Below are 26,706 nucleotides of genomic sequence, written 5' to 3'. Positions count from 1 at the left end.
AGGCCGCTCAGACCGTTAAGCTATCGTTACGGATGTCACTCGGGCTCAGGGACGACCCGAGAGTCCCGCCGCAATATTGCGGTTGATATCGATGAGCGCTTGCAGATGCTCAACCTGGCGGACCTGCTGAAGCGCGGTGCACTGCGTCAGAACAAAAATGCCGATATTGGCGATATTCTGCCGAATCTCGATCGATTCCGGATTCTGGTCATTCATGGCATCGCCGACGAAGATGGACCAGAGCTTGCGATTGAACAGAAGAGCGTCGTCGAGACCTGCATCGGTATGGTCCCAATTTTCAACAACGTCCTGAAGCTTGCGCGCTGCTTTCAGAAGGGCTTGGGCTTCGATGTCTCTCGGTGTCGCCGTGGTCTGTGCAGTACGCGCGTAGGCTTGAGCACCGATCGACATTCGCTACCTCAAAAACTCTTCTTCCCGCTTGATCAGCGGACGTAATTCCTTGAGTGCTTTGTAAAGCGCGCCGCTTAAAATAAGCTTACTGACGTCCTCGATCGTCTCACGAAAACTCGGAACCGCTTCAATCAATTCCTTGATGAAGCCGAGATATAGCTCCTGATATGCCGGGATATCGTTCTCCAGATACATCATCTGCACGCAGAGATAGACTCGTTTCACCGGCGTCGTAGCAGTCTCCGCCGTGAGAATGTCCTTCTCACGCATGATCGGTGCATCGCCATCAATCAGGAACGCCGTGCGCGTATCGGAATTGGTGATCACGCTCTGACCGATGATGATTCGCTCACCCGGCTTCAGTTCGACTCGCAAAGGCATTCAGCTCTCCTCCCCGCAGCAGCCGTGAGGCCACATGCAAAGCCAACGGTATCTGGTGCCACGTTTCGGGCGGGCATGACTATCCAGGAACCCCGAAAATACGCCTGCGATTCGAATAATACCAGCATTCAGCCGCCCACGTCTTCAGTTTGGGGAAAGCCAGGATGCCGGGCGACGCGCCGCTGACTACCCCCGACCAACGAAAAACGGCGGGATTTCTCCCGCCGTTCGGTAATCTTGGTGCCAACACCAGACTTACTGGAGCAGCTTGAGCACGCTCTGCTGCGACTGGTTGGCCAGCGCCAGCGCCGAGACGGCGATCGACTGCCGGGTCGACAGTGCCTGGCTGTTGGCGGCTTCCTCATTGGTGTCTGCCAGCGTCAGATTGGACGAACCGGTCTGCAGCACGTTGATCAGGTTCTTGGCGAATTCCTGACGGATCTGCACGATCGAAAGGTTGGAACCGAGCGCCGAGGCCTGGGCGCGCAGAACCGAGCTGGAGATATTGAGCGCGGCCAGCGTGTTATTGGCCGAGGTGTTGTCGAGGAAGTCGGCGCCCTTGGCGAGTTTGCTGAGGCCGAGACCTGCAGGCGTCAGGGTCGTGCCGGCGATGTTGAGCGTCGACTTGCCGGTCTCGTTGAACACAAGCTTGAGCTGATCGCCACCCAGCAGGTTGATGCCGTTGAACGAGGCATCCTGCGACGTGGTCGTGATCTGGTCGATGATGTTGTTGTACTGCGCAACGAGATTGGCGCGCGAGGTCTGCGATGCGAAGTCCTGCACCGGCGTCGATGGCACCAGGCCATTGAACAGCTTGCCGACGGCCGCCGCCGTGCCGCCGATGGCGCCGATCGTCGACGACGCAGCATCGTTCGATGTCGTGATGGTCATGAAGCCGGCGGGATCGATGACGGCCTGCAGATTGTTCGGCGCCAGCGCCGCGTTAAGCTGCGCCAGTGTCGAGACCTGACCGCTCGCGGTGCCGAAGGTGATATTAGTCGGAATGCTTGACGGATTGGTCGCCGCGATCGTCAGCGTCAGTGCCGGCGGGCCACCCAGGGCGGTCGGACCTGAGGTCCGCGCCTGGGTCACCGACGTACCCAGTCCGAGTCCGGCGAGCGCGGCGGTGTTCGAGCTCGTGATCGACAGATCGGAAGCCGTACCCGTGTGCAGCGTGATCGCGCCGATGGGCGCTGCCGCGTTGACTGCAGAGCCGGCGCCGCCAGACAGCGCATCGATCTTGCTCAGCAGCGTAGCGACAGTGTCCGTGACGTTGATCTCGTTGGCGCCTGAAGCGCCCGAAGCTCTGAAGGTCAGGCTCTGACCATTGACGGTGATGGTGTCGTTCGCCGCGAAGCTGGTAGCAATCGAGTCGGTGGCAGCAAGACCCGACAGCAGCGTGGCGCCGGTAATCGCAACGGCATTCTTGTTGTTCGCGACAGTGCCGACATAGGTGTTGTCGGTCTTCGTGGACGTGCCCAGCAGGTTGTCGGCGGTCGCGCCGGGATTGATCGGCGTCGTGAACGACGACTTGGCGTTATAGCCGACCGGAATTTGCAGCGCCTGGTTGGCGATCGATTTCGCGGTATCGACCAGCTTCTGCAAGGAGGTGATGCCGGTATTGGCTGCCTGCAGCACCTGCACGCCGTTGCCAATGCCATCGAGCAGGGCGTTGATGTCGCCGGCGCGGCTGTCGAGCCCTGCTGCCGTGAAGAAATTCGTGGGGTTGTCGAGGGCAGTGTTGACCTTCTTGCCCGTCGCAAGACGGTTCTGCGTCGTGGACAAGAGGTCCGCGGTCGACTGCAACGACAGCAGGTTCTGGCGAACCGAAGCCGATAGAACGATGCCTGACATATGGAAACCTTCCTGTTCCCCGCGCAGTCGACCTTCAGGTCGCGCAAGCGCATGGTGCATCTGACGAGACCCGTCTCGCCGCGATGCTGTCGGTTGAATTTGACGCCCTTCTGGAAGAGGAATCTCGGTCCGCCTTGCGGCGATGCCCGGATTAACGCGGCCGATTCTCGGCCTACCTTCTTCCTACTCAGGCCGAATATGACCGACGACCATTTAAGATATGGTTAACAGCGGATTAAGGCTTTCGTAAAACTGTCCCAAAACGGCAAAGGCCCGGAAAGCTTGAGCTTTCCGGGCCTTTGCGACGATGGGACAACGAAAAACGGCGAGGCTTTCTGCCCCGCCGCCTTCTGTTTCGACTAGTCCGCTGAAGTTTAGCGGAGCAGCTGGAGAACGCCCTGCTGCGACTGGTTGGCCAGCGACAGCGCGGAGACGGCGATCGACTGACGGGTCGACAGCGCCTGGCTGTTGGCCGCTTCCTCGTTGGTGTCGGCGAGCGTGAGGCTCGACGCACCGGTCTGCAGCACGTTGATCATCTGCTTCGAGAAATCCTGACGCATCTGCACGACCGACAGGTTCGAACCGAAGGCCGAAGCCTGCGAACGCAGCTTGGAGCTGGCGTTGTTCAAACCGGTCAGCAGCTTGTTGGTGGCAGCATTGTCGAGGAAGTCGGCGCCCTTGGTCAGCGACGCCAGGCCGAGGCCCGACGGATCGAAGGTCACGCCCGTGATGCTCAGCTTGGACTTGCCGGTCTCGTTGAAGGTGAGAGCCAGCGTGTCGCCGTTGAGCAGGTTGACGCCGTTAAAGGATGCGTCAGCCGCGGTGGTCTTGATCTGATCGATCACCGTGTTGTACTGGGCAACCAGACCTGAACGGGTGTTCTGAGCATTGACGTCTGCCACTGGAGCAGAGGTGTTCAGCACGCCGAACATCTTGCCCGCGCCAGTCGCCGAGCCACTGATGAGGCCGCTGGCCGTCAGATCGAACGAGGCTTCATCGTTCGTGGTCTGGATGGTCAGCTTGCCGGTCTTGTCATCGATCGTCGCCTGCAGGTTGCTGGTGGCCAGCTTCTTGTTCAGGTCGTCGAGCGTGCTGACCTGATTGGCGCCCTTGCCGAACGTGATCGTCTGAGCAGCGCTACCGTCGATCGCACCGATCGTCAGCTGCTGGCCAGTGAGCGTGCTCGTCGCTTCCGTGGTGCCAGCCGTGAGGCCAACCTTGGCAAGCGCAGTACCACCCAGGACGATGCTGCCCGAGGTGTTGCTGTTCGTCAGCGTGAGCTGGTTGCCGGCGATCGCCGCGGCCGCAGTGCCGCCACCAAGAGCCGTCTTGAGCGCAGCGGTCAAGTCGGTGGTGGTCGCTGCAACAGTCGCGGTCGTGTTCAGGTTGATGGTGCCGTCTGGGTCAGTCGTGGACGCAGCGGTACCAGCACCAGCAGCCGTCACCTTGATCGTCGTACCGTTGACGATGAGCGTATCGCCAGCAACGAAGCTGCCGCCGGTTGCGCCGGTCAAAGCCGTTCCTGAAGCGATCGTACCGGTGACGGCGCCGGTGAGCGTGGCAGCGGTATCCGTCGGGAGCAGGTTGGCGGCGGTTGCACCGGTGGTCGTCGTGGAGAACTGCGACTTCGTCGAATAGCCGGAGGTCGCCTGCAGTGCCTGGTTGGCGATCGACTTGGCGGAGTCAACGAGCTTCTGCAGCGAGGTGATGCCGGTGTTGGCAGCCTGCAGGATCTGCACGCCATTGCCGATACCATCGAGCAGGTTGTTGATGTCGCCGGCGCGGTTGTTCAGGCCCTGCGCGGTGAAGAAGTTGGTGGGATTGTCGAGCGCCGAGTTGACCTTGTTGCCGGTCGCGAGGCGGTTCTGGGTGGTGGAGAGGAGATCCGCGGTCGACTGCAGCGAGAGCAGGTTCTGACGAACGGAGGCCGAGAGTGTAATGCCGGACATGTTTGGTTACCTTCCTGGTAGACACAACGAGCGACCTTCTTGGTCGACATCGGGAAGATGACGCTGAGGTTCTAAAATTGCGTAAAGGGAACTGTGCGGATTTGACGCTCCCTATGCGTGTATTTAACTACCTGCACCCGTCCCAAAAATGACAAAGCCCGACTCGTAAAAGTCGGGCTTTGTCATTTGTTATCAGTGCTTTTTATGTAGCCGGGAGGTTGGCTTCCCAGACTTTGGCGAGGTAGCAAAAACCCGGCGAAGTTGTAAACACGAAGCAACCCGTTAAAGAAACTTAACCAAGCTCATCTGATAAAGATTTGACGTTGTCTGATACGAGGCCTGCAAAGCGGTCTGCAGCGCAAGAATTTTGGTCGCGACCTCGTCGTCATTGATGCCCTCGATGGAGTCGAGCATCGTCTGGGCCATCGCCTTGGTCTGGACCTGCCGATCCGTGGTCGACTTGATCGACGCCTGCGCGCCGGCGAAGTCGGCCTGGATGTCCTGAATCGTCTGCTGACCGGGGATGTTCGCCAGATTCTGCGCCACGCGCTGGTTCAGCGCCGCGATCTGCGCATTGGCGCTCTTTGCATAGGTCGCATTGCTGAGTTGTGCCGGATCGACGGCCACGGCCGCGAACACCGCGACGGTCTGCAGTTGCGCGCGCAGGGCCTGCTCGTCAGCGCGCGCGCCATATTGCACCTTGATCGATGTATCGACCTGGGAGACTGCTGATCCGCGGGCCGAGCCGTTGGCGGCCGTGTTCTGCTCGCCCTGATACCAGATCACGGTATTGTCGGCCGTGCCGGCAACGAGCGTGGTCGCAGAGCCGAGCGGGGTCGAGCCGACGCGCAGCGGCGGCTGGTCGAAGAAGTTGTCGCCGGCCTCGATCGCGGATGCCGCCACCATCGGCCCGTTGGCGAGATCCTTCATAGCTGTGCCGAGCACGGCATTGAGATTCGCTGCGGTGACCGTCGATGACGGCGCCACCGGCGGAAGGGCGTTCGGCTGACCGGGATCGATCAGGAACGAATTGGCCGGCAGCGGCGTCTGGTCCGACGCGGTCAGGACGATGTCTTCCTTCGTGCCATCCGGCATCGTGAAAGTGAACTTCACCTGATCGCCGACATTCGGATTGGTCGCTCCGAGATCGATCGACATCGACTTCGCCACAGGCGTCGCCGGCAGCGCAGGCGGAACGGTCGTGGGCAGATCGACCGGCTGAGTGACTGTCGCACCGGCAATCGTGGTGGACACACCGGTGACCTTCATGCCGAACGGCTGCGCCGCAGCCGGCGGCGCCGGCGTCACGTCCTCTTCGGAGATCACCACCGAGGTCACCGGGGTTCCGACTGCGCTGCCGACACGCCCGTTTGCATTGACGCCAAGGTCGGCCGTCTTGCGCTCGGCGATCACCTGCTTGAGGCCGGCGACGAGCGCGCCATTGCCATTCATGATCTGGTCGGCGGGAGCGACGGGCGCCGTATCGGTGGCGCGGCCGGAGAACAGGTAGCGGTCGCCCGACCGCGCATTCAGCATATCGACGGAATCGAAGAAGCCGAGCGAAGCCGTCTTCTGCCCTGGCGTCTGACCGGTATTGTCGAAATTACTGCCGGCGCTAACGGCGGCGCCTTTGACGTCTGATCCGATCGCCACCAGCCGCTGCAGCGACAGATTTGCCACGCCGATGCGCGTGTTCAGATTGACAGCAGTATCGGCATAGGCCGCAACATTACTGATCTGCGCGCGCAGCGCGATCGCGAGACTGCGACCGCTGCCCTGCCCTGCATAGGTGTTGGAAATCTTGCCGCTCGACAGCTGCTGCGTCAGCGCGTCGAGCTGATCGCGCAGATTGGTAATTCCGGATCCGATATAGGATGTGCGTGAGCCGACACCGCTGATCGTCATGATTACCTCAGAATGCCTGCATCAGGGTTTTGTACAATTCGTTGACCGTCGACATCACGCGCGCATTGGCCGAATAGGCGTTCTGCAACGACAGCAGATGCGCCATCTCGTCATCCATATTCACGCCGGACGCGTCTGCCATCTTCTTGTCAAGTGTGTTGAGAACGACGTTCTGGCCATCCGCGAGTTGCTTGGCGGAATCCGCCGCAGCGCCCTGTTGCCCGACGAACTGGCGCATATAGCTCGACAGCGTCCCCTTGAACGGTGCCGTATCACTGCCCGTTCCCGTCGCCGGCGAATAGGTGAAACTGGCATTGTTCAACTGGTTGAGCAGGAGGGCCGACCGCGTCGTGTCGCCCGCTGCCGTCGACCCGCTATAAACCACCAGCTTGGAGGGGTCGGCGACGATCGCATTGTTGATCGTCAGCCGGCCGGCGAGACCGGCCATCTGCGAACCGTTCTTGCTGATGCCACCGCTATAGGCGGCGCCGTTGTCAGTGAACAGCGCCAGCTCCGGGCTGCCGTTGCTCAGATCGGTGGGACCTTGCGTGACTGTCACCGACGCCGCGTTGATGTTGGCGAATGCGGGATTGTTGACGACGGTGAGCGCGCCAGCCGTGCCGGAGAACGTGGCCTGGCCGCCAAGCGCCGCGTTCAACTGATTCAGAACCGAGCCGAAGCCCGAAGAAAAATCGAGGCCGATGACGGTATCATTCGGATTGGTCGTTGCAGTATTCGGCAGCGGCAGCACGCTGGGATCATCGACCCGCATGAACGAAATTTCGCGCTGCGTGTTGGTCGCCGTATCCGTATACGTGAAGTGAATGACATTGCCCGGCTTCATCTGCGACACATCGAGCGTAAAGCCGGTCGGCGTCCCTGCCGGCAGCGCCGTCGGCGGCACCGTCGGCACGGGAAAGACGCTTCCAGCTGTCGTCTTGTCCGAGAGCGCGCTCGAGATCGACGCTGCGAACTGATCGAGCTGGTTCTGCGCCTCGACAAGCGTCTTGTCGCGAAGTTCAGTATATGCGGCGATCGTGCCCGACTTGATAGCGCCGGCAGCAGTCAGGTCGATCGATCCGCCGTTCGGAAATTCGATCACCACCGAGCCGAGATTGCTCTTGCTGGGATCCGCGCTCCACGTCGTGCCGGCCGATACTGTGCCCTGGGCATTGAACGCCAGTGTCGCCGCTTCATTGCCCACCAGCTGCACACCGGAACCGGTGAAGATGGTGACCTGATTGGCACCATTGGTGGTGACGCGGATATCCATCAGCTGCGACAGCTGCGTGACGTATTGATCGCGCTGATCGAGCAGCGCGGCGGTGTTGGAATCCGTCGATGTTCCGCCTTGCGGATTGGCCGTCAACTGATTGTTGATCTTGGCGATCTGCTTCATCAGCGTGTTGGCGGTCGTTACGGAATCCTTGATGCCGCTTTCTGCCGCGCTGCGCAGGTTCTGAATGCCCTGCGTCATCGAATTCAATTGTTGCGCGAGTGTTTGCGCGGCATTGAGCACGCCGATCCGCGCCGACTGACTGTCCGCGCTCGTTGACAGCGCCTGCACTGCCGTCGTCAGGGCATTGAAGGAATATTCGAGCGAGCCGACTGAACCAGGATCGCCATAAAGGCTCTGCATCTGCTGCAGGAAGCTCGAACGGAGCGAGGCATAGCCCGCGCCCGACGTTTCGGTGCGGAGCTGCGCCTGGATATATTGATCGAGTTCGCGATTGACGCCAACGGTGCGGACGCTGCTGCCGTTGCCGGAATTGACTGCGACCTGATCCGTCGACTTGCGAATGTAGCCAGGCGTTTCCGCATTGGCCACATTCGAGGAGACCAGCGACATCGCGGCCTGATTGGCGCGCAGGCCGGACATGGCGATGGAGAGTGCGTCGTTCAGACTCATAACTAACTGTCGCTCTCAAGGTTCACGCGGGAAGAAGGCCGTAGATGCGGCCTTGCGATTAACGCATCACGTTCAGCAGATCCTGAACCATGGTATTGGCGGTCGTGATCACCTTGGTATTGGCCGAATAGGCCTGCTGGGTGACGATGAGCTTGGTGAATTCGTCGGCGATGTCGGTGTTCGACGACTCCAGCGACGAGCCGGAAATACTGCCACCCTTGCCGTACAGCGCCTCGCCGGATTCGTTGGTGGTCTCGAACGCGCCGCCGTCGATGCGCTTGAGGAAGTTGGCACCGTTGAAGGTGGCGATACTGACTTCAGCAAGATCGATGTTACGGCCATTGGAGTAGCTGCCGACCACACGTCCTTCATTGCTGACCGATACGCTCTGCAGCTGACCCGCAGCATAGCCGTCCTGCTCAAGCTGATTGACTTGAACGTTGCCGTTAGTATCGGCGAATTGCGTGAGACCACCGGTGCCGAACGCCATGGTCACGTTGCCGAGTGCCTTGCCCGAGACGGTCAGGCCGGTCAGCGTGATCTGACCGACGACCGGCTGCATCTGGCCGTTCGGCCCGAACTTGAAGTCGGTGCCGACATTCTGCCAGGCTGCGGTCGCGCCCGTGGCCGCGGGGTCGGTCTGGTAGAACAGGTTCCAGGTATCCGTTCCGCCCTGCGTGGCGGACTCGACCTTCGCCCACCTGAATTGCAGGCTGACCGGTGCACCGTTGCCGTCATAGACGGTCTTGGCGCCACCGCTGATCGATTCATCGAGGAAGGTCTGAGCGTCACTGCCGATCACGATGCCGGTGCCCGCCGTACCGCCGCCCGAACGAAGGCCGGTAACGGTGCCGGTGAAACCCAGGGCCTGGAATGCGGCGACCGCCGTAGTCGTCGAACCTGCCGCCAGCGTAAAGTCGTTCGCCGTACCGGAGTTCAACGTGATCACGCCGGTGGCGGACACGCTCGATAGCGGCGACGCGTTGCCGGTCGCGGTGTCGATGGCGGTGAGCACGTCGCCGATATCGGCCGTGTCGATAGGGATGAAGGTCGTGCCCGGGACGGCCGCGGGAGCAACGGCGCCCGTGTAGAACGAAAGCGTTTTGGTCGTGGTAACGCCGGCGCTGGTGGTCTTCAACACGAGCGTATCGCCGTTTGCGAAGCCGACCGGCAGCGTATCGCTGCCGGATACGGGCGCGAGTTTGGTATTCGCCGAGATCGGCGCCGGCGTCGTCGCGAAATTGTTGCGCGCGTTTCCGGGAACAGCAGTATTCCCGAAGGGCGTTGCCGCAGTGCCCAGCACGCGTGGATTTGACACGAAGTCGGCTGATCGCAGCAATTCGGAACCGGGCACCGACGTCTGATGCTTGGTTGTCAGCGGATAGCTGGCGAGGTTGGCGCGGTAGTCGATCTTGGTGGTGGCTTGCGACGGCAGGAAGTCATTCTGGAAGCGCAGCACTTCCGGCGAGCTGCCGGCCGGGTTGCCGGTCGTGGGATCAATCTTGACGCCCTGAAGATAGTAGCCGGCGCCGTTGACGAGATAGCCGTTCTTGTCGAGCGAGAAGTCGCCGCGACGGGTGTATTTGTTGACGCCGTCAAACACCGGCGTGCTGTCGGAGACGTTGCCCGGCTTCTGCACCGCAAAGAAGCCGTCGCCATTGATCGCCATGTAAGTCGCGACCGAAGACGACTGCACCGAACCCGCGATGGTGTTGGTGCTGCGCGATTGCGCCGTCACGCTGCCGGCCACCTGCGCGGATGTGCCGGCATCGGGAATGAGGTCGAGGAAGCTGGTATCGATCCGCTTGAAGGCGGTGGTCTGCGAGTTGGCGATGTTGCCGGAAATGTTTTCCAGCGCATAGGAGTTCGCCCGCAGGCCCGCAACGGACGTGGTGAGAGCGCCGAAGATACCCATTACATCGTCTCCAACTTCGATCCGGGCGGCCCGCCGGACGGTGCCAAATTCACAGCCGCTGTCGGAGGAGATGTCGCAAGCCCCGTGCCAAGGGGATAAATTCAATGAATTCAACGCACTAAACAAAAAGCCCCGGTCCAAAGACCGGGGCACAATTGCCTAGCGGGGAAATAATTGCCGGATCGGCGCCTGATTTCGCCGGGTTCTGCGTAGCTGCTCAGGTCGCCCAGCTCTCAGGTCGCGGAGGGCACGGCCGGTTTGAAGATCATCGCGAAGCCGTCCATGCAGTAGCGCAGGCCAGTCGGCTTCGGGCCGTCATCGAAGACGTGGCCAAGATGGCCGCCGCAGCGACGGCAATGGATCTCGGTGCGGACCATGCCGAGCGTCGAATCCTTGCGCTCGCCCACAGCATTCTGCAGCGGCTGCCAGAAGCTTGGCCAGCCGGTGCCACTGTCGAACTTGGTCTCCGACGAGAACAGTGGATTGTCGCAGCCGGCACAGGCGAAGGTGCCCTTGCGCTTTTCCTTGTTCAGCGGGCTCGAATACGGCCGCTCGGTGCCTTCCTTGCGCAGGATCTCGTATTGCTGCGGCGTCAGCTGCTTGCGCCATTCCTCATCGGTCTTCATGACTTCGAACTTCTCGTCCGAGGCAGCCCGCGCCGACGAAGCCGTCAGCCATTTCAGCGACAGCAATCCTCCCAAGCCAGCAGCGGTCGTCAACATAAAGCGGCGGTCGATCATGGTTGGTCTCCCTGACAATCGAGACAATCATCTCATTCGCTTGAAATACGGGCGGACGAGCCGGAAGTTACACGCCGGTTTCGAAATATTACTCACGTTTTGTTGCGCGCCGGAACCGGGCGGATCGGCCTAGCCCGGCCGCGGGCCCCGCGTTCCCGCGCGCAGATTGGCCTCGGCCAGCCGTGCCTCGCGGATCCGCTCCCGCGCCCGCGCCCGTTCGCGATACCGCGCCAACGTGCCGGCGAGCGCCGAGCCCTGCCGCTCCCAGAGCCCAACCACGTGGCCGACGACCCGCCCGGTCGTGCCACCAGCCCAGACCAGTTCAAACGGCGCGAACAGCTTGAAGCGGTCATCATAGGCATACATGCCACGGGCGATCAGTTGCCCGGCCATGGCCGTCGTGTTCAGGCCCCGATGGCTGAAGCCGCTGGCGACCCACAATCCCTGACGGAGTTGCCCGATCTGCGGCATGCCGTGCACGGTCTGGCCGAGCGCGCCGCCGAAGGTCTCGGTAATAGCGACCTTGCCCAGCGCCGGAAACACGGTCCGGATGCGTCGCGCGATAGCGCCCGCATAGCGCTCCGGCTGCCCGGCCCAGGTTGTTTCCGGGCTCGACCACATCAGCCGATCACCCTCGACGACACGGAAATGGTCGACGCCGTCGCTATCACTCACCGAGCCCTGAAACGTCACCGCCTCGGCAAGACGCTCGCCAAGCGGTTCGGTGATGCCTGCATAGCGCCACACCGGCAACAGCGTGTCCGACAGCTTTTGGGCAGGCGCACCGAGATGGATGTTGCCGGCCAGCACGATGTGTGTGGCACGCATCCGCGCCGACGGAGTCACGATGCGTTTGCGGATGCCGCCGGCATCGATGCTGACCACCGGCGTGTCCTCGAAGATGCGCACACCGGCCTGTTTCGCCAGCGCTGCGAGACCCAGCAGATATTTGCGGCCATCGATCTGGAACGCCTTCGGATAGTGCACGCCGTGAAAGTAGCGTTTGGTTTTCAGCACGTCGCGGACGCGGTCGATCTGCCAGCCTTCCACGTCAGTATCGAAATCTTCGCCGAGCATCTGCAGGCGTGCGATCAGGCGATCGCCGACATCGACATTGGAGACTTCCAGCGCCCCCTCGGACAGGCCGAGACCGGGGATCACGCCCTCGGCGGCCAGGATCCGCACATATTCCGCACCCTGCTTCGACAGCGCCCACAACTCACGAGCGTCCTCCAGGCCAACACGCGCAATCAGATCGGCGAGCGGCAGGCCAAAGCCCGGCATCACGGTTCCCAACTGGTTGCCGGACGCGTTCCAGCCGACATAACGCCCTTCGAGCACCGCGACGCTTGCACCCAGACGCGCCGCTTCCAGCGCAATGCTGAGCCCGGCGAGCCCGGCCCCGACCACGCAGACATCGACATCGAGGCTGAAGGTCAGCCGCGCGCGGTCGGCGTCGGCGACCTCAGGTCCAAATGTCACGCTTGCGGAAGGGGCGGTCATGACGTTTTCTTACGGACAGGTGCGGCGCTTGTCACCTTGTCCTCACGGTTCATGTCCATTAATCCGCAGACCTGACGTCTGGCGCGACCGCGCCGCCTGCCTCGCTACTACCTCTTGCTCTTGCCGAATCGAGATCGCGCCATGCGCCGTTTACTGCTGCTGCGTCACGCCAAGACTGAAACGGACGCGCCGAGCGGCAAGGATTTCGATCGCAGGCTGGATGACCGCGGCCGGCTGGATGCGGCTCTCATGGGCGCCTGGCTCAGCAGAAATCCGCCCCTGCCCGACCTGGTCTGCGTCTCCACGGCGGTCCGCGCGCAGCAGACCTGGAGCCTCGTGGCCGCGGCGATGCCGGCGGCGAAACCGATAGTCGCCAGCCTCGATGAACTCTATGGCGCCGGCCTCTCCGAATTGCTGGCGGTGATCCGCGGCGCAGCCGTGGAAGACCCGGAGCAGCTGATGCTGGTCGGCCACAATCCCGGCCTGCATGAAATGGCGCTCAGCCTGATTGGCGGCGGCGATGCCGCAGGCAGGAAAGCCGTCGCCGACAACCTGCCGACCGGCAGCGTCGTGGTGATCGACTTTCCTATCGAGGACTGGAACGACGTTGCCTTCCGCGATGGACAGCTCGTGCAATTCGTCAGTCCGAAACTGCTGAAGGGCGCCGCGGACCAATAAGCTGCGCCCATCGGAACCCGGTTTGTGCTATCCTCCTCCGGACGACGATGGAGGTGCGCATGTACAAATCCATTCTGGTCCCGATTGATCTGGCCGAAACCGATGTGGCCAAACCCGCGATCGCCCAGGCCGCGACGCTGTCGCAGACCTTCGGCGCAACCGTCCGGCTGCTCAACGTGATGCCGATGACGCCGGTGATGTTGGCGGAATATGTCCCGGCGGATTTCGACACCCAGCAACTGGAATCGTCGCAGGCAGCTCTGGCAGCGGTCGCCAGAGATTGCGGCATCGACGGCGCCCACGTCTCCAGCGTTGTGCGACAGGGCGGCATCTATCACGAGATTCTCGAAGAGGCCTCGGCGATCAAAGCCGATCTCATCGTGATGACCTCGCACCGTCCGGCGATGCGCACCTACTTTCTCGGCTCCAATGCCGGCCATGTAGTGCGTTATGCGAAATGCTCGGTGCTGGTGGTGCGGCCGTAAGGCCTCTCAGCGCTCAGGCCAATCGGCAATGAAGCCCTTGGCCTTGTAGAGTTCGATCTTGTCCCATTCGGTCAGCATGCGGCGGCTGAATTCAATGTCGGTATGCCACAGTGCGGTCGGCACGTCGAAGGCGTGGACGGTGACCAGCATCTTCTGCACCTCGGGCCAATGGCGCTGTAGCGTCATCGGATAGCGCCGCGCGGTCCAGCTGTTGCCGAGACAGATGACGCTACGGATATTAGCGAGGCCGAGCATCGCCTCGATGATCGGCAGCGAGAAGATCACGTTCTCGCCCGTATTGGTCGAGCGATGTTCTTCAAGAATAATATCGGGCGGAATGCCGCGGTCGACCATGGCGGCTTTCATGATCTCACATTCCGATATATCCGCGCCGGGCGTCAACCCGCCGCTCACGATTGCCCAGCGGTAGAAGTCTTGCTGCCATAGCCGCACGGCTTGATCGATCCGCAACGTGACATCCTGCCGCGTGCCGAAAACGAACAGCAGATCGGCCGGCTTCAACTCGGTCATGATCAGGTGTTGCGCATTGATCTGCGCGATCTCGGCCGCGGTTGGGCGATCGAACATCACGATAGCGACGCTCCATGACATACAGAGAGGGCATATTATGTGGCGAGCGATCGCATCCGCGAACTCACAGATGATGTCGCTTGATGTCTACGGCAGCAGGCTCTCCGGCACGGTCGCGAATGTGTAGCTCCGCGGTTTGTTGCGACGGATGAAGCCGCTGATCTGCCAGCCGAAGAACACTGCGAAGCCAATGATGAAGACCACGCCGGCAAACTCGCCGGTGAGCAGCGCACGCAGGAGCAGCGCGGCCATTGCGAGACCGACAAAGGCCAGTGCCGCGACAATCATCGTGTAGATGCCCGGTCGCAGGCCAGAGCTCAGCTTGGCCATACTGCCTTCCGCAGCGAGGCGTCGATGCAACTCCAGGATAAACGCGCTGTAGCCCGATTGCGGCTCCATGAGTGCGACGGTCTGTTTCGACGTCGAGAAGATCGTGATGTGACGACCATCGGCATGATCGACGTCCGTACGAAAGCGGCGGTGCTGCATACCCATCGGCCGATAGGACAGCCGAATCGCCGCGATATCCGCATAGGCCCAGACACCGGAGCGACGGCCGGTGCGCCATAACAGACCTTCATCGGTCAATTCATAGCGATGCGCTGCGCCAATCAGCGAGGCCTTGTAGGCATAGGTGTGCCCCGGCGCTGCCGCTTCCGCGGCAGACGACGCGTCCCTGCGCCCGAAGAGGGTCTTGAGCAAACAGAACGTCCCTGCGCTGTCCGACCCCGCTTGCTTGCGCGATCGCCTGCATGTCCCTTACAAGCTTGCCATGGCCGAGACGACCACTTTTCCGCGCCGCCTGATTCTGGCCGGCGCGATGATCTCAGGATTGCTGCTGGCGCTGGCCGTACACATGCTCGGCCAGCGCTTCGGCCTCGATCTCGGTGGCCTCTGGCGCAACGATCCCGACAATTTCATGCCGATCGGATCGGCCTTCGCCTGGTGGTTGATTGCGGCGATGGCCTTTGTCGGCGGCTATGTCACCGCGAACCTGCTGCACAGCGCAGCGTCCGGCCGCATCCCGCAGCGCATGCGGCAGTTTTTGATTGCCATCGGCGTATTATTTTTGGCCGGCGCCGGTCAGGCGGCCTCGGCACCCAACGCGATACCGACCGCATCAGGTGTTCTGGCCAGTCTTGCCGCCCTCGGCCTCGGCGGCGTCATGGCATTCTGCGGCGCCCATTTTGCGCTGCGAAAGGCGTAGGCAAAGCCCAAAAAAATCGCGCAGGCTTGCACCCGCGCGAAGGTTCTATGCCGTGTGATCGCCAGTACCGCGATCAGCTTGCGGCGCGCATATTGACCTTGCCTTCGGCCAGTGACGTCAGCTTCTTGTCGGTGGTTTTTTCCTCGTCCAGCGTCTTCTGCAGCACGGCCGCGCAATCGTTGCGGCCAAGCTGGCGCGCCCACGCGATCAGGCTGCCGTAACGCGCGATCTCGTAGTGCTCGGCTGCCTGAGCCGCATTGATCAGAGCGGCGTCGAGTACCTTCTTGTCCTCGACTTCGCCGGCGGTCTCGTCGGCTTCCTTGATGATACCGTCGATCGCCGGACACGTGACCGCCTTTACCTCGGCACCATGCATGGCGAAGACCTGCTCAAGCCGCTGCACATGCACTTCGGTTTCCTGCAAATGCGTCTTGAAAGCCTGCTTCAACAGTGGTTCTGCAGCCTTGTCAGCCATTTTCGGCAGCGCCTTCAGAAGCTGCTTCTCCGCGTAATAAATGTCCTGTAGCTGGTGCACAAACAGGTCATCCATCGTCCTGATGTCCTTGGTGAACAGTCCCATCGTTTCAATCCCGGTGTTCTGGAACGGGGCGGCCACTGCGGCGCATTGTCCCGCTCGGTTGCGATAGGCCGGTAACCATCGATATTGGGACGTGTTCCGGGAACGTCTTGATTTGCCGCATGGAACATTCGACTTGCCCGCCTATATGAAATGCGGGACGAATGGCTCGGAATTGTCTGTGTGATTGCCTTGCAGGGTCAGGGCTTTGCAGCCGGCGCGGGTATGTGGCGACCTTGCGGCGCGGCATTAACGCTGGCGCTGTCAAGGACTGCACAACGAAACGTTTTTGCCGTAAGGGTTTGGGCTTGATGAGTGAACTTCGCGTATGAGTGAATTGGTCGCCGCTTGCCGCCTGTTACCCCGATCGGCTTTCCACCTGTTCGCGCTCCGCCGGGAGGACGAATGCAACGATTGCTGACCGCGCTCGGGCGCGGCTTCAAGCAACACGTCGGCTGGAAACGGCTGGGTGTTGTCGCGAGCCTGATCGTCATCGCCCTCGCTATTTCCCATCTGGTGCATACGCTGAAGGGCCTCGATACCGCCAAGATCCTGGCGGCGATGGCTGCAAAATCGACGATGCAAATCGCCATGGCGACGCTGTGCGTGATCGGCGCCTTCTGCACCCTCACCTTCTACGATTACTTCGCGCTCAGAACGATCGGCAAGAAGCATGTGCCGTATCGGATCGCGGCGCTGTCGGGCTTCACCAGCTACACCATCGGCCACAATATCGGGGCCACCGTGTTCACTGGCGGCGCCATCCGCTTCCGTATCTATTCGGACTACGGATTGAATGCCATTGACGTCGCCAAGATCTGCTTCATCTCCGGACTGACCTTCTGGCTCGGCAATCTGTTCGTGCTGGGCATCGGCATGGTCTGGCATCCGCAGGCCGCCTCGGCCATCGATCTCCTTCCCAATGCCATCAATCGGCTGATCGGGTTCGGCTGTCTGGCCGGCATCATCGGCTATCTGGTCTGGCTGTCGGTCGGCAAGCAACGCCGCGAGCTCGGTCAGAACGGCTGGAAGGTCGTCCTGCCCTCCGCCCAGTTGACGCTGCTGCAAATCGCCATCGGCGTTGTCGATCTCGGCTTCTGCGCGCTGGCCATGTATCTGCTGATGCCAGATCAGCCCTATATCGATTTCGTCTCGTTGGCCGTGGTGTTCATCCTCGCCACCCTGCTGGGCTTCGCCAGCCATGCCCCGGGCAGCCTTGGCGTGTTCGACGCCGCTTTGCTGGTGGCGCTACCGCAGTTCCGCCAGGAGGAGCTGGTCGCCACCGTGGTCATGTTCCGGATCCTGTATTTCATGATCCCGTTCGCCATCTCGATCTGCATCATGGGCACCCGCGAAATCTGGCTCAGTGTCATCCAGCCATGGCACAGGCGCCGCCTGGATGACCGCAATGAACGTCGCGAGATCGAGCCCGCCCCGGTCGTGGTGCATGAGCAGCCATTAAAACGTCAGTCACAGGGTTGAATCAGTCGCGGGCGCGCTACACCGCGCGTCCGGCCAATCGATTTCTTACTTCCGCCCCATACGTGACGTTCAACACCGCCATGGCTCCCATTTATTTCAGACGTTCATTGATCAACTTCGCCGTGCTGCTCGGCATGCTGGGCGCGCTGCCGGCCGGACCTGCCGCAGCCCAAGGCATGACCAACAGCTCGATCCAGATCTCCTGGGAAGTGCGCAACCGCTTCCGGCTATTCCGCGAAGAACGTGACTTCCAGCTCCATGTCGATGCCATGCGCAACCGCAGCGTGCTGGGTGCCGAACAGGCTTTGGGCGTGCAGAGCGATGGCCGCGGCTGGGCGCGCAACACCGTCAACCGGCTGTGCATCGATCTGGCCGGAAAGGTCAGCGAGCCCTGCACCCGTGACACCGTCAAGGAAAGCTACCTGACGCCGACCGAACATCCGATCACCGTCCGCCTCACCGGCGAAGTGCCCGTCGGTGCGATCTGCGCCTGGACCTTCGATGACGGAGAAGGCCCGCGGCAATCCACTCTCGATTGCGCCGAACCGATCAATTTCCGCGCCATCTATGGTCGCCGCACGGTCGCGACTGTGGAGGTCACCAGCGGCGCCGAGGCGCCTGTCCGCGTCACCGCCGACATCGCCGTGCGCGACATCCTGATTGCGGGCCTCGGCGATTCCATTGCGTCGGGCGAAGGCAATCCGGATCGTCCGGTTGCGCTGTCCGATGACGGCTTCTGCTTCCGCTCTTATCTCGGCGGCCCCAGCGGGCAGTTCTACCGGCCGAGCCGCGCCGGCTTCAAAGGCGGACGCTCCTGCGATTCCTACGAGTCGCTGCAGGCCTGGCAGCGCGCGGGCGCGCAGTGGTTCAATGCCGCGTGCCACCGCTCGCTCTATAGCTACCAGACCCGCGCCGCGCTGGCGCTCGCCGTGCAGTATCCGCACATCGCCGTCACCTATCTGCCGCTGGCCTGTTCGGGCGCGACCATCGCCGACGGATTGCTGGGTGGACAGCGCGCGCGTGAGTGCCTCACCACGAAGAATGCGAGCACCTGTGCGGGCAGCGTCAACGCGCAGATCGCCGAACTGCGCGAAGCCATCACTGCCGCCAAGCGCCGTCAGCCGGCACGCCGGCTCGATCTCGTACTGCTGTCGATCGGCGCCAACGACATCAATTTCTCCGGACTGGTTGCCGACGTCATCGTCGAGAACGCCACCGAACGCGCGCTGTTCAAGCGCGGCGGCATTCTTGGCTCGGTCGAGGACTCCCGCAGCGCGCTGGTCCGCGAACTGCCCTCCAGCTTCGGCAAGGTGCGGGAAGCCCTGAAGCCGCTGCTCGGCGGAGACCTTTCGCGCGTGGTGTTTGCCGCTTACGCCAACCCGACTTTCGCCAATGGCGCGCCCTGCCCCGGCGGCCCGGCCGGCTTCGACGTGCATCCGTCATTCTCAGCCGATCCGCAGCGGCTGGCCAATGTCGCGAATTTCGTCGAGTCCGAATTCCTGCCGCAACTGAAGTCCATCGCGCTGTGCCAGGGCGGCGTACTGTGCCGCAATCCCGAAGCCGACCGCATGACCTTCGTCGATCAGCATCAGGCGAGTTTCGCCAATCACGGCTTCTGCGCGCGATCGTCGTCCGATCCCGAATTCGATCGCGCCTGCTTCTCGCCCAAGGGCGACAGCTTCGAGACCAGTCTCGTCGAAGCCGCAGCGCAGCCGATGGTGTGCGGTCGCGGCGCCAGCGAATTCCGCCCCTATTTGCCGCGTGGCCGCTGGATCCGCGACGCCAATGACAGCTACTTCGCGGCGATGACCTATCCGCAGGGCTATTCGGCGGCGATCCAGCCGGCCGATATCCACGATGCGACCTGGGGTATTCTCTCGGCCGTTTATGGCGGCGCGATCCATCCGACCGGCGAAGGTCATGCAGCCATGGCCGATGCCGTCGTGCCGGCAGCGGCGAGCGTATTGCGGCTGGGCGCGGAAGCTGATGTCACGCAGGAGCCGCTGGCACCGATGGTACTGCAGCCAGCCGCGCGATAGGACGATCAGCTCAGCTATCCATCGAGGTCCCGGCAGAAGCGAGGACCTCGTCGGTCCGGACTACGCCCGACCGTCGCCTTCGACACAGCTTTGGCCGTGGGGCGCGCGTCTCGGCAGTCCATGGCCGAAGACAACAAAGCTGATGCCCGCGAGAATCCACACGCTCATTCCGCCATAGAGCAGGACCCAGCCAAACCCTTGGGTCAGCGCGTCTCGAATGACGGCTCCGCCGGAATTGTATTCAGACGCGAGCGCCGTGCCGGCGGCAACACTTTCTGCCAGCGAGCGTAATAGCTCGACACTGGTACCGCTCGGCAGCGCGGCCTTCAAAGACGCGCGTACCCCCTCGACGAGAATGAGGCCCATGAGCGCGATGTTGATGGCAAGCGCAATCATGCGGGCACTCATGTCGATGCCTGACGCCATACCCGCGCGTTCCTGCGGCACCGATCCGGTCGTTGTGTTGGTCACGGGCGTGTTGGTCAGCCCCAATCCGATGCCGGCAAGGACGCATCCCGGCAGCATCGTCAGCCAGCTCGCATGCGCGACCGAGCTGCCAATCTTCATGGCGAAGAACCCTGTTCCGATCGTGAACAGGCCGAGCGGGATGACCAAGCCCGGATGGAAACGTAACACGAGGCGTTCAGCCACCGGCGGCACGACCAGCGTCGGCAACGTATAGGCTAGAAGCGACAACCCGGCGCCGACGCTGTCATAGCCCAGCCCGGCCTGAAAATAGATCGGCAGATAGATCATGAACGGCCAGAAGCTGAAGTTCATGGCCATCGAGCCGATCAGCGCGCCGGCAAAATTACGGATCCGGAAGACGGTGAAGTCGAACATCGGCCTCGGGCTGAGACGCTCAGCAATGACAAAGCCGATCAGACTGGCAACGAACAATCCGATGATTGCAAATGCTGCCTTGCTGTCGAATCCGATATCCGGGCCTTGCGTAATGAAGAATGCGAGGCAGAAGACTGCGAGCGAGAGCGTGACGATCCCTGCAAGATCAAGGCTGCTGGCCTCCGGATCGCGTGACTCGCGAACACCGTTCGCGGCGAGCAACAGGGCAACTGCCGCCAGCGGGACATGGATGAGAAAGACCCATTCCCAGCTCGACAAAGCCACGATCGCGCCGCCAATGATCGGGCCGAAGCCGAGACCGATACCAAAGATGATCCCCCACCAGCCGAATGCAACGGCGCGTTGCCGCCCTTCCGGAAATTGATGAGAAAGGACCGCGACCTGGCAGATCAGCATCGCCCCGCCGCTAATGCCCTGAAGAAATCTGGCAACGATCAGCACCGAAATATTTTCGGTGAGGCCGCAAAGCAGCGATGCAGCGGCAAACGCGACGATCGAAATCAGATACACGCGCTTGCGCCCATAGCGATCCGCGAGTGTGCCGGTGGCCATCAGCACCGTCGTCACCGCGATCGTATACGCATTCATGACCCATTGAAGCTGTTTGAAATCGGCATGAAGCACCCGCTCCAGTGTAGGCAGGACCGCGGGAATGCTGGAAATCTCCAGACCGAACATCAGGGAGGTGAGACAGGCAGCCGCCAAAGCCAGCGTGCTTTGTCGTGTCGATTCGGAGAGCATGGGAGCCTTTCGGGATAAGAATGCGCCACAGTGAAGCCCGACGACAGAGGACGAGGTCCACCCGGTCTGCGCTGCGATGAACACAACATAGGCAGAGGTTGACCATTCTAGAATTGTATGGTTGGATATTTCAGAGACAACAAATCTGGATAATTCAAATGAGCGCCCTGGACGTGGATGCCGTGCAGGCATTCGTGACCATCGCCAATCTTCAGAGCTTCACCCGCGCGGCGGAAGCGCTCGGCACGACCCAGGGCGCCATCAGCGTGAAGCTGAAGCGGCTGGAAGACCGCCTAGGCCATAAATTGATCGAGCGAACACCGCGAATGGTGCGCCTCTCGGCGCAAGGCGCGCTATTCGTCGATTCAGCCCGCGACTTCCTGGCCGCACATGATCGCGCTGTCGCAGCTTTGTCTGCGACCCGTCGCCGTTTCGCACTCGGCATTGCGGCCCATGTGGCGGGGCCGGAGGTTCCGACGCTGCTTGCTCGCCTGAACGCGCATGACCCCACGCTCACGATCGAGGTTCGCCTCGATAATTCACGCAACCTGCTGAACGCCTTTGATCGCGGGGAAATCGATGCGGCCATTGTCCGGCGTGAGGATGATCGCCGCGATGGCGAAGTGCTTGCACCGGAGCATTTCGGCTGGTTCGCAGCACCAGGTTTCGTGCACCGGCCGGGCGAGGCATTGCGACTGGCGGCGCTGACGCCATTATGTGGCGTGCACGACGTTGCCATTCGTGCACTGGACGCGGCTGGCATCGCATGGACGGAGGTGTTTCTCGGTGGCGGCTCTTCAGTCGTGTCGGACGCAGTCTCGGCGGGCCTTGCCACCGCGGTCTTCTCCTGCCGGCTTGCACCGACCGGCACCATCGAAGTCAGCCAGAAGTTTGGCCTGCCGTCGCTGGCGTCATCGGAAATCGTACTTCTCTCGACACTGTCGGATATACAGTCTCGCCAAGCTCTGCGAACCCTCGCGGCTGCGTTCCGTGAACACCGCGCGCATACGAGCTAGGTAGCGCATGGAAGGCGATCCAGCAGCGGCTGCGCCAGATGCAGGATCTGATAGCAAGCGCCGGCATCTGTCTGTTCGTTATCTGACAGCAGGACGCGGGTGAAAACCCACTTCTCGGCATCCAGTCCGATCACGGCCGCCACGATTCCGGCGCGCGCCGAGAGATCCGCGTTGCGCTCGATCTCGCCTGTCATTGCCGCTGCGAGATCGGCATCGGGCGAAATAGCGACGTCCTGCCGATAGGCAAAGCGAGCCTCCCGTCCAGCCCCCTTCCGGGCATCGAGGGCAACGCGTGTTTCGATCCGCGCCCGACCGAACATATCGACGACGATCTTGTATCCGCCGTTCACGAGAAAATCGCGAAACGCCTCGTCGTGCCGCCACAGGTAAAGCGAGGAATAGCTAGACGTCGTTGCACCTAAGCGCCCGCTCTCTCGCAAGAGAAATCCCTTGAAGTAAAGCTCCGGCTTTGCATCCCAGAGCGGTCCGCGCTCCCGCGCGCGTGAGCAGATCAAGCCGAGATCATAGTCGGCGGGCAAGCGATGCTCGTAATGCGCCACGATCATCGTGATGAGCTCCTTCAGCAGCCATTGTCATTGGATCGATGCACGATATCGATCGACAGGCCGCGAAGAACAGACGTGGAATCATCTTTCTATGATCCGCTATTCAAATGAATGACGTCCGGGGGTAACCGATAGCAACGCTGGAAACTGGCGTGCTACGATTAAATTAGCAATGGAGTGGCCGACGCACCATGGCGTCGGCTTCCAGAATGCGCGGTGTTGGACAGTCCTTGCTTGTGGGAGAACCGCAAGCGAGTTAGCGCGATCAGCGCGCGACGTTGCTGCCCGGGGTTACATTGCTGGCCTTCTTCATCGGCGCAACGGGAGCTTTCGCCGCATTGCCGACGGTTGGCGGTTTCACGGCTGCTGCCGCGAGGGTCGGCACATATTTCGCGATCACCGTCGGATCGAGCGACGCCATTTCAGTGTCTGGCAGACGGTACCAGGTCTCGTCCTTGCCGAGCAGCGCAATGCCCCAATAGCCACGCACGGTGAGTGCACGGCCATCGGCGCTGACGCTCATCTTGGCCTTGTAGACTTTGCCATCGCGCGGATCGAGAATGTTGCCGTTCTCGTACTTCATTCCCTGCTGCTGCATGTTGCGGATGAAGGAGATGCCCAGAACCGGCTGCCCCTTCCGGTCATCGACGCATTTGCTGCAGATATCGTCGCCCGGCTTGTCGTCGGCGCTCGGAAAGGTCTTGGCGATTGCGCCTTCAAACGTGCCGCCATGATCGACCATCAGCACCCAGACGACAGGCTTGTTGTTCTCGACCTTCTGCCAGAGTCCGGCGGCGGTCGGTTCTGCTGCGTGGAGAGGGCCGGTGAACAGCGCGCACGCGGCCAGACCTGAAGCGACTGTGAGCGCCAGACGTCGGGATCGAAATTGTGCCATCGTCTTCCCCGTGCAGTTCGTCGTCCAGGCATCCGCCGAGTATCCACACTCGATCCGATTGCATAGACTATCAATCTTCCGCGACGAGAGAGTGACTGCGGTTGATGGCTTTTGCAAGATTGCCGATCACGCGCCGGATGTCCGATTGTGTCAGCGGCCATAGCTTTGCCACAAGCTGCCCCACCGAACCCGACGCGGTTACCGGCGATCCGAACCGCCTTTGCATCTCCGTCATACAAGATGATTCCAACAACTAGCCGAAGTTAGTTAACGCCAAGCTTCTTCTGCAGGCTTGAGGAGGACGTCGTGTACTGAAACACCAGCCGCTTGTCCGGATAGACGTAGTGATACGCTTTCTGCGCCATCAACGCGCCCTCGTGGAAGCCGGACAGGATGAGCTTCAGCTTGCCGGGATATGTATTGATATCTCCGATGGCGAAGATGCCGGGCACATTGGTCTCGAACGATGCTGTCCCCACCGGGATCAGGTTGTTCTCCAGCGTGACGCCCCAGTTGGCGACCGGGCCGAGCTTCATGGTCAGGCCGAAGAACGGCAGGATCGTATTGCAGTCGATCCGAACACTTTCGTTGTCATTGCCCTTGATGACAGCCCCAGTGAGATGGCCTCCCTCGCCTTCGAGCGCTGTGACCTGACCGATCTGCAGGTCCATCTGACCGGCTGCCACGAGCTTGCGCATCTGCTCGACACTGTGAGGCGCAGCACGAAAATCATCGCGCCGATGCAAGAGCGTGACGCGCCGCGCGACCGGATGCAGGTTGAGCGTCCAGTCCAGTGCACTATCGCCACCGCCGACAATCAGCAGATCCTTGTCGCGGAATTGCTCCATCTTCCGCACCGCGTAGAACACCGACGTGCCTTCATAGGCCTCGATGCCCGGTACCGGCGGACGCTTCGGCTGGAACGAGCCGCCACCGGCGGAGATGACCACCACCTTGGTTTCGAACACCTGGCCGGCATCCGTCGTGACACGAAACAAGGGGTCGCCGATCTTCTCGATAGTCTCGATCATTTCATTCAGATGAAAGGTCGGATGGAACGGCTTGATCTGCTCCAGCAGTGCTTCGGTCAGCCCCTGACCGGTGACCAGCGGGATCGCGGGAATGTCGTAGATCGGTTTTTCAGGATAGAGCTCGGCGCATTGGCCACCGATCTTGTCCAAGATATCGACGAGGTGGACCTTCATATCGAGCAGACCAAGTTCAAACACGGCGAACAGTCCGCAGGGGCCGGCACCGATGATCAGCACGTCCGTCTTGATCGTTTCGCCCATGGTGTTTTTTCTCGGTTGAACCAGCCCTGCGAGATCGCAGAGCCCGGCGCCATCCGGCAATTACGTCCAGCCTAGCGGCGCCACACGGGGAAAGCCACAGCGGCTCGGCCTGAAATCAGCCTGTGCCCCGCCCTTGCCTGAGCTGTGCAACTGCGCTGTAACAGGCGCAAACTTGCCGAGCATTGCTGGAGATCAATTTCGTGAACGCCCCTGCCCGCGCCCCGGCGCCCGTCCTCGACGACTATCCCTATCGCCTGTCGGACAATGTGCGCTTTGCGGATCTCGATCCGAACAACCACGTCAACAACGCGGTCTATTCCAGCTATTTCGAAACCAGCCGCGTGTTGCTGATGCGGGACCCGGCATGCGGGCTGATCGCGCCGGGGCAAAGCTGGGTGCTGGCGCGGCTCGATATTCACTTTCGCGCCGAACTGCACTGGCCCGGCAAGATCGAACTCGGGCTTGGCGTCACCAAGATCGGCCGGACCTCGGTGACCTATTCGCAGGTGGTGTTTTCGGAAGGCAAGTGCATGGCCTCGGCGATCGCGACGACCGTGATGGTTGGCCTCACCAGCCGTCAACCAACGCCGATCCCGCCCGACGTCGTCGACCGGTTTCAGCCATGGATACTGCGCGGCTTGAACGCGCAGTAAATATCAAGGCTTGGAAAGCTCAGAACAAGTCTTGGGAAGCTCAGGCCTGGCGTTCCGGCGTGATCACGACAAGGCCGTCGAGCGCATCGGTGATCTTGATCTGGCACGACAGCCGGGAGTTCGGCTTGATGTCGTAACCGAAGTCCAGCATGTCCTCTTCCATCGGCGTCGGCGCACCGACGCGCTCCTGCCAGGCTTCGTCGACATAGACGTGGCAGGTGGCACAGGCGCAGGCGCCGCCACATTCGGCTTCGATACCCGGAATGGCGTTGCGAATGGCCGCCTCCATCACCGTGGAGCCGATCTCGGCGTCAATGCTGCGGGTCTCACCGGAGTGATCGACAAAGTTTATCTTGGCCATGATGCTCGCGCTGCCGAAAGGAAGATACGGGCTGTCCTATAACGGGTCGATCCGGATCGCGCCAGCACTCCGCAGCAAAACCGTCATCTGGAAAAGAGGATCAAGCATGCCCCTTGCGGGGATCAAAGCTGATCCCTTGGGGATCAGGACCGCTTCAGAAGGACGTCGATCTCCGCCCGCGCCTCAAGAACGGCGTCAGTGAGCGTCATCAGGGCCTCAGCGGTATCGATGTTGTCGCGCAGCGCACTTTCCAGCCACTCGGCAGCTTCCGTGATACGGAACGCGCCGACCGCCTGCGCGGAGCCCTTCAGCTTGTGCGTGAGCGCAGCCGCATCCGCCGGCATTTTGACGATCTTCTCGATCAACTCGCTCGACTGGGCCGCGAACATCGCCAGAACTTCACGTTCCAGGCTGCTATCGCCCATAGTCATACGTTGAAGGTGGGGGAAATCGATCGGTCCGTCATCGGGAACCAGCGGCGGTGACGGCATCCATTGAACCCGTTCGAGGTGAAGCGGCATTGATGATGGCCCAAATTCCCGCCAACCGAACGATCCGGCTGCGATTTTTTGCAGCCAAACACGGAATTGGTTAACGGAACGTTCTAGGTACAATCCGCTGGGTTGACGCAGTTTTGACGCAAACTCGCCACGATTGAGGGGCCATTCCGTTTATTTGAGGCGCCACAAGAA

Annotated in this window: 25 protein-coding genes; 7 read left to right on the top strand and 18 right to left on the bottom strand. The window is 61.5% G+C overall.

Annotated features, from left to right (window positions below; all coding sequences use genetic code 11):
* Positions 1-45 precede the first annotated feature (45 nt).
* From flaF to AB8A33_RS07120, 9 genes are all read right to left on the bottom strand, one after another.
* Positions 46-411, bottom strand: coding sequence for a flagellar biosynthesis regulator FlaF (flaF, locus tag AB8A33_RS07160; RefSeq protein ID WP_068735623.1), 366 nt, complete (start codon positions 409-411; stop codon positions 46-48).
* 3 nt (positions 412-414) lie between these two features.
* Complete coding sequence (gene flbT / locus AB8A33_RS07155; RefSeq protein WP_089265190.1) at positions 415-792, bottom strand: flagellar biosynthesis repressor FlbT; 378 nt, start codon at positions 790-792, stop codon at positions 415-417.
* Positions 793-1,047: 255 nt separating this feature from the next.
* A complete protein-coding gene (locus AB8A33_RS07150) occupies positions 1,048-2,646 on the bottom strand; it encodes a flagellin N-terminal helical domain-containing protein (RefSeq protein ID WP_439092126.1) in 1,599 nt (532 codons plus the stop codon).
* A gap of 374 nt (positions 2,647-3,020) precedes the next feature.
* Positions 3,021-4,595 carry a flagellin N-terminal helical domain-containing protein gene (locus AB8A33_RS07145; protein ID WP_439092125.1) on the bottom strand — a complete coding sequence of 525 codons (1,575 nt, stop codon included), beginning with the start codon at positions 4,593-4,595 and terminating at the stop codon, positions 3,021-3,023.
* A 282-nt stretch (positions 4,596-4,877) separates the two neighbouring features.
* On the bottom strand, positions 4,878-6,500 hold the full coding sequence (locus AB8A33_RS07140; protein WP_439092124.1) for a flagellar biosynthesis protein FlgL: 1,623 nt from the start codon (positions 6,498-6,500) through the stop codon (positions 4,878-4,880).
* 7 nt (positions 6,501-6,507) lie between these two features.
* Positions 6,508-8,409 carry a flagellar hook-associated protein FlgK gene (gene flgK / locus AB8A33_RS07135; RefSeq protein ID WP_439092123.1) on the bottom strand — a complete coding sequence of 634 codons (1,902 nt, stop codon included), beginning with the start codon at positions 8,407-8,409 and terminating at the stop codon, positions 6,508-6,510.
* A 58-nt stretch (positions 8,410-8,467) separates the two neighbouring features.
* Positions 8,468-10,324: a flagellar hook-basal body complex protein gene (locus AB8A33_RS07130; protein WP_439092122.1), complete on the bottom strand. Its 1,857-nt coding sequence runs from the start codon at positions 10,322-10,324 to the stop codon at positions 8,468-8,470.
* A 233-nt stretch (positions 10,325-10,557) separates the two neighbouring features.
* On the bottom strand, positions 10,558-11,064 hold the full coding sequence (gene msrB, locus AB8A33_RS07125) for a peptide-methionine (R)-S-oxide reductase MsrB (protein WP_439092121.1): 507 nt from the start codon (positions 11,062-11,064) through the stop codon (positions 10,558-10,560).
* 129 nt (positions 11,065-11,193) lie between these two features.
* The gene (locus AB8A33_RS07120; protein ID WP_439092120.1) at positions 11,194-12,567 is read right to left on the bottom strand and encodes an NAD(P)/FAD-dependent oxidoreductase; all 1,374 of its coding nucleotides are present in this window, start codon (positions 12,565-12,567) and stop codon (positions 11,194-11,196) included.
* Between the two features lie 141 nt (positions 12,568-12,708).
* On the opposite strand from AB8A33_RS07120, the gene AB8A33_RS07115 reads away from it, so the two are divergent.
* Positions 12,709-13,245: a SixA phosphatase family protein gene (locus tag AB8A33_RS07115; RefSeq protein ID WP_439092119.1), complete on the top strand. Its 537-nt coding sequence runs from the start codon at positions 12,709-12,711 to the stop codon at positions 13,243-13,245.
* Between the two features lie 59 nt (positions 13,246-13,304).
* Positions 13,305-13,730, top strand: coding sequence for a universal stress protein (locus AB8A33_RS07110; RefSeq protein WP_439092118.1), 426 nt, complete (start codon positions 13,305-13,307; stop codon positions 13,728-13,730).
* A 6-nt stretch (positions 13,731-13,736) separates the two neighbouring features.
* On the opposite strand, the gene AB8A33_RS07105 is transcribed toward AB8A33_RS07110, so the two are convergent.
* Positions 13,737-14,318 (bottom strand): YdcF family protein, encoded by a 582-nt coding sequence (locus AB8A33_RS07105; protein ID WP_439092117.1) that lies wholly within the window; start codon positions 14,316-14,318, stop codon positions 13,737-13,739.
* Between the two features lie 90 nt (positions 14,319-14,408).
* The gene (locus AB8A33_RS07100) at positions 14,409-15,023 is read right to left on the bottom strand and encodes a hypothetical protein (protein WP_439092116.1); all 615 of its coding nucleotides are present in this window, start codon (positions 15,021-15,023) and stop codon (positions 14,409-14,411) included.
* Positions 15,024-15,093: 70 nt separating this feature from the next.
* On the opposite strand from AB8A33_RS07100, the gene AB8A33_RS07095 reads away from it, so the two are divergent.
* Positions 15,094-15,528, top strand: coding sequence for a hypothetical protein (locus AB8A33_RS07095; RefSeq protein WP_092147113.1), 435 nt, complete (start codon positions 15,094-15,096; stop codon positions 15,526-15,528).
* Between the two features lie 73 nt (positions 15,529-15,601).
* On the opposite strand, the gene AB8A33_RS07090 is transcribed toward AB8A33_RS07095, so the two are convergent.
* Positions 15,602-16,108, bottom strand: coding sequence for a YciE/YciF ferroxidase family protein (locus tag AB8A33_RS07090; RefSeq protein ID WP_439092115.1), 507 nt, complete (start codon positions 16,106-16,108; stop codon positions 15,602-15,604).
* A 402-nt stretch (positions 16,109-16,510) separates the two neighbouring features.
* Here AB8A33_RS07090 and AB8A33_RS07085 point away from each other — a divergent pair, with 402 nt between their 5' ends.
* Together AB8A33_RS07085 and AB8A33_RS07080 are read left to right on the top strand one after the other, a co-directional pair.
* Positions 16,511-17,587 carry a lysylphosphatidylglycerol synthase transmembrane domain-containing protein gene (locus AB8A33_RS07085; protein ID WP_184518800.1) on the top strand — a complete coding sequence of 359 codons (1,077 nt, stop codon included), beginning with the start codon at positions 16,511-16,513 and terminating at the stop codon, positions 17,585-17,587.
* A gap of 134 nt (positions 17,588-17,721) precedes the next feature.
* A complete protein-coding gene (locus AB8A33_RS07080) occupies positions 17,722-19,626 on the top strand; it encodes a hypothetical protein (RefSeq protein WP_439095873.1) in 1,905 nt (634 codons plus the stop codon).
* A 60-nt stretch (positions 19,627-19,686) separates the two neighbouring features.
* Here the strand turns inward: AB8A33_RS07080 and AB8A33_RS07075 are convergent, their stop codons facing one another.
* Complete coding sequence (locus tag AB8A33_RS07075; RefSeq protein WP_439095872.1) at positions 19,687-21,231, bottom strand: MFS transporter; 1,545 nt, start codon at positions 21,229-21,231, stop codon at positions 19,687-19,689.
* 158 nt (positions 21,232-21,389) lie between these two features.
* Here AB8A33_RS07075 and AB8A33_RS07070 point away from each other — a divergent pair, with 158 nt between their 5' ends.
* The gene (locus tag AB8A33_RS07070) at positions 21,390-22,247 is read left to right on the top strand and encodes a LysR family transcriptional regulator (RefSeq protein WP_439092114.1); all 858 of its coding nucleotides are present in this window, start codon (positions 21,390-21,392) and stop codon (positions 22,245-22,247) included.
* On the opposite strand, the gene AB8A33_RS07065 is transcribed toward AB8A33_RS07070, so the two are convergent.
* From AB8A33_RS07065 to AB8A33_RS07055, 3 genes are all read right to left on the bottom strand, one after another.
* Complete coding sequence (locus tag AB8A33_RS07065) at positions 22,244-22,813, bottom strand: DUF4865 family protein (protein ID WP_439092113.1); 570 nt, start codon at positions 22,811-22,813, stop codon at positions 22,244-22,246. The two genes, AB8A33_RS07070 and AB8A33_RS07065, sit on opposite strands and share 4 nt — an antisense overlap.
* 265 nt (positions 22,814-23,078) lie before the next feature.
* Positions 23,079-23,708, bottom strand: coding sequence for a DUF2147 domain-containing protein (locus AB8A33_RS07060; RefSeq protein ID WP_439092112.1), 630 nt, complete (start codon positions 23,706-23,708; stop codon positions 23,079-23,081).
* A 263-nt stretch (positions 23,709-23,971) separates the two neighbouring features.
* Entirely contained in the window at positions 23,972-25,000 is a 1,029-nt protein-coding gene (locus AB8A33_RS07055; protein WP_068735585.1) for an NAD(P)/FAD-dependent oxidoreductase, read from the bottom strand.
* A gap of 200 nt (positions 25,001-25,200) precedes the next feature.
* On the opposite strand from AB8A33_RS07055, the gene AB8A33_RS07050 reads away from it, so the two are divergent.
* Positions 25,201-25,653: an acyl-CoA thioesterase gene (locus AB8A33_RS07050; protein ID WP_439088139.1), complete on the top strand. Its 453-nt coding sequence runs from the start codon at positions 25,201-25,203 to the stop codon at positions 25,651-25,653.
* A 40-nt stretch (positions 25,654-25,693) separates the two neighbouring features.
* On the opposite strand, the gene AB8A33_RS07045 is transcribed toward AB8A33_RS07050, so the two are convergent.
* Both AB8A33_RS07045 and AB8A33_RS07040 read right to left on the bottom strand, forming a co-directional pair.
* The gene (locus AB8A33_RS07045; RefSeq protein ID WP_089265206.1) at positions 25,694-26,014 is read right to left on the bottom strand and encodes a 2Fe-2S iron-sulfur cluster-binding protein; all 321 of its coding nucleotides are present in this window, start codon (positions 26,012-26,014) and stop codon (positions 25,694-25,696) included.
* A gap of 143 nt (positions 26,015-26,157) precedes the next feature.
* Positions 26,158-26,628 carry an Hpt domain-containing protein gene (locus AB8A33_RS07040; RefSeq protein ID WP_439092111.1) on the bottom strand — a complete coding sequence of 157 codons (471 nt, stop codon included), beginning with the start codon at positions 26,626-26,628 and terminating at the stop codon, positions 26,158-26,160.
* Positions 26,629-26,706 lie beyond the last annotated feature (78 nt).

It is taken from the genome of Tardiphaga sp. 813_E8_N1_3, from assembly GCF_051811025.1.
Classification (GTDB): Bacteria; Pseudomonadota; Alphaproteobacteria; order Rhizobiales; family Xanthobacteraceae; genus Tardiphaga.
Note: the sequence above shows the minus strand (reverse complement) of the source record. Positions and strands in the feature narration are given on the sequence as shown.

Bases quoted from the DNA above. Each gene is read 5' to 3' on its own strand.
- flaF (WP_068735623.1), bottom strand. From the start codon at position 411: ATGTCGATCGGTGCTCAAGCCTACGCGCGTACTGCACAGACCACGGCG.
- flbT (WP_089265190.1), bottom strand. From the start codon at position 792: ATGCCTTTGCGAGTCGAACTGAAGCCGGGTGAGCGAATCATCATCGGT.
- AB8A33_RS07150 (WP_439092126.1), bottom strand. From the start codon at position 2,646: ATGTCAGGCATCGTTCTATCGGCTTCGGTTCGCCAGAACCTGCTGTCG.
- AB8A33_RS07145 (WP_439092125.1), bottom strand. From the start codon at position 4,595: ATGTCCGGCATTACACTCTCGGCCTCCGTTCGTCAGAACCTGCTCTCG.
- AB8A33_RS07140 (WP_439092124.1), bottom strand. From the start codon at position 6,500: ATGACGATCAGCGGTGTCGGCTCACGCACATCCTATATCGGATCCGGA.
- flgK (WP_439092123.1), bottom strand. From the start codon at position 8,409: ATGAGTCTGAACGACGCACTCTCCATCGCCATGTCCGGCCTGCGCGCC.
- AB8A33_RS07130 (WP_439092122.1), bottom strand. From the start codon at position 10,324: ATGGGTATCTTCGGCGCTCTCACCACGTCCGTTGCGGGCCTGCGGGCG.
- msrB (WP_439092121.1), bottom strand. From the start codon at position 11,064: ATGATCGACCGCCGCTTTATGTTGACGACCGCTGCTGGCTTGGGAGGA.
- AB8A33_RS07120 (WP_439092120.1), bottom strand. From the start codon at position 12,567: ATGACCGCCCCTTCCGCAAGCGTGACATTTGGACCTGAGGTCGCCGAC.
- AB8A33_RS07115 (WP_439092119.1), top strand. From the start codon at position 12,709: ATGCGCCGTTTACTGCTGCTGCGTCACGCCAAGACTGAAACGGACGCG.
- AB8A33_RS07110 (WP_439092118.1), top strand. From the start codon at position 13,305: ATGTACAAATCCATTCTGGTCCCGATTGATCTGGCCGAAACCGATGTG.
- AB8A33_RS07105 (WP_439092117.1), bottom strand. From the start codon at position 14,318: ATGTTCGATCGCCCAACCGCGGCCGAGATCGCGCAGATCAATGCGCAA.
- AB8A33_RS07095 (WP_092147113.1), top strand. From the start codon at position 15,094: ATGGCCGAGACGACCACTTTTCCGCGCCGCCTGATTCTGGCCGGCGCG.
- AB8A33_RS07090 (WP_439092115.1), bottom strand. From the start codon at position 16,108: ATGGGACTGTTCACCAAGGACATCAGGACGATGGATGACCTGTTTGTG.
- AB8A33_RS07085 (WP_184518800.1), top strand. From the start codon at position 16,511: ATGCAACGATTGCTGACCGCGCTCGGGCGCGGCTTCAAGCAACACGTC.
- AB8A33_RS07080 (WP_439095873.1), top strand. From the start codon at position 17,722: ATGCTGGGCGCGCTGCCGGCCGGACCTGCCGCAGCCCAAGGCATGACC.
- AB8A33_RS07075 (WP_439095872.1), bottom strand. From the start codon at position 21,231: ATGCTCTCCGAATCGACACGACAAAGCACGCTGGCTTTGGCGGCTGCC.
- AB8A33_RS07070 (WP_439092114.1), top strand. From the start codon at position 21,390: ATGAGCGCCCTGGACGTGGATGCCGTGCAGGCATTCGTGACCATCGCC.
- AB8A33_RS07065 (WP_439092113.1), bottom strand. From the start codon at position 22,813: ATGATCGTGGCGCATTACGAGCATCGCTTGCCCGCCGACTATGATCTC.
- AB8A33_RS07060 (WP_439092112.1), bottom strand. From the start codon at position 23,708: ATGGCACAATTTCGATCCCGACGTCTGGCGCTCACAGTCGCTTCAGGT.
- AB8A33_RS07055 (WP_068735585.1), bottom strand. From the start codon at position 25,000: ATGGGCGAAACGATCAAGACGGACGTGCTGATCATCGGTGCCGGCCCC.
- AB8A33_RS07045 (WP_089265206.1), bottom strand. From the start codon at position 26,014: ATGGCCAAGATAAACTTTGTCGATCACTCCGGTGAGACCCGCAGCATT.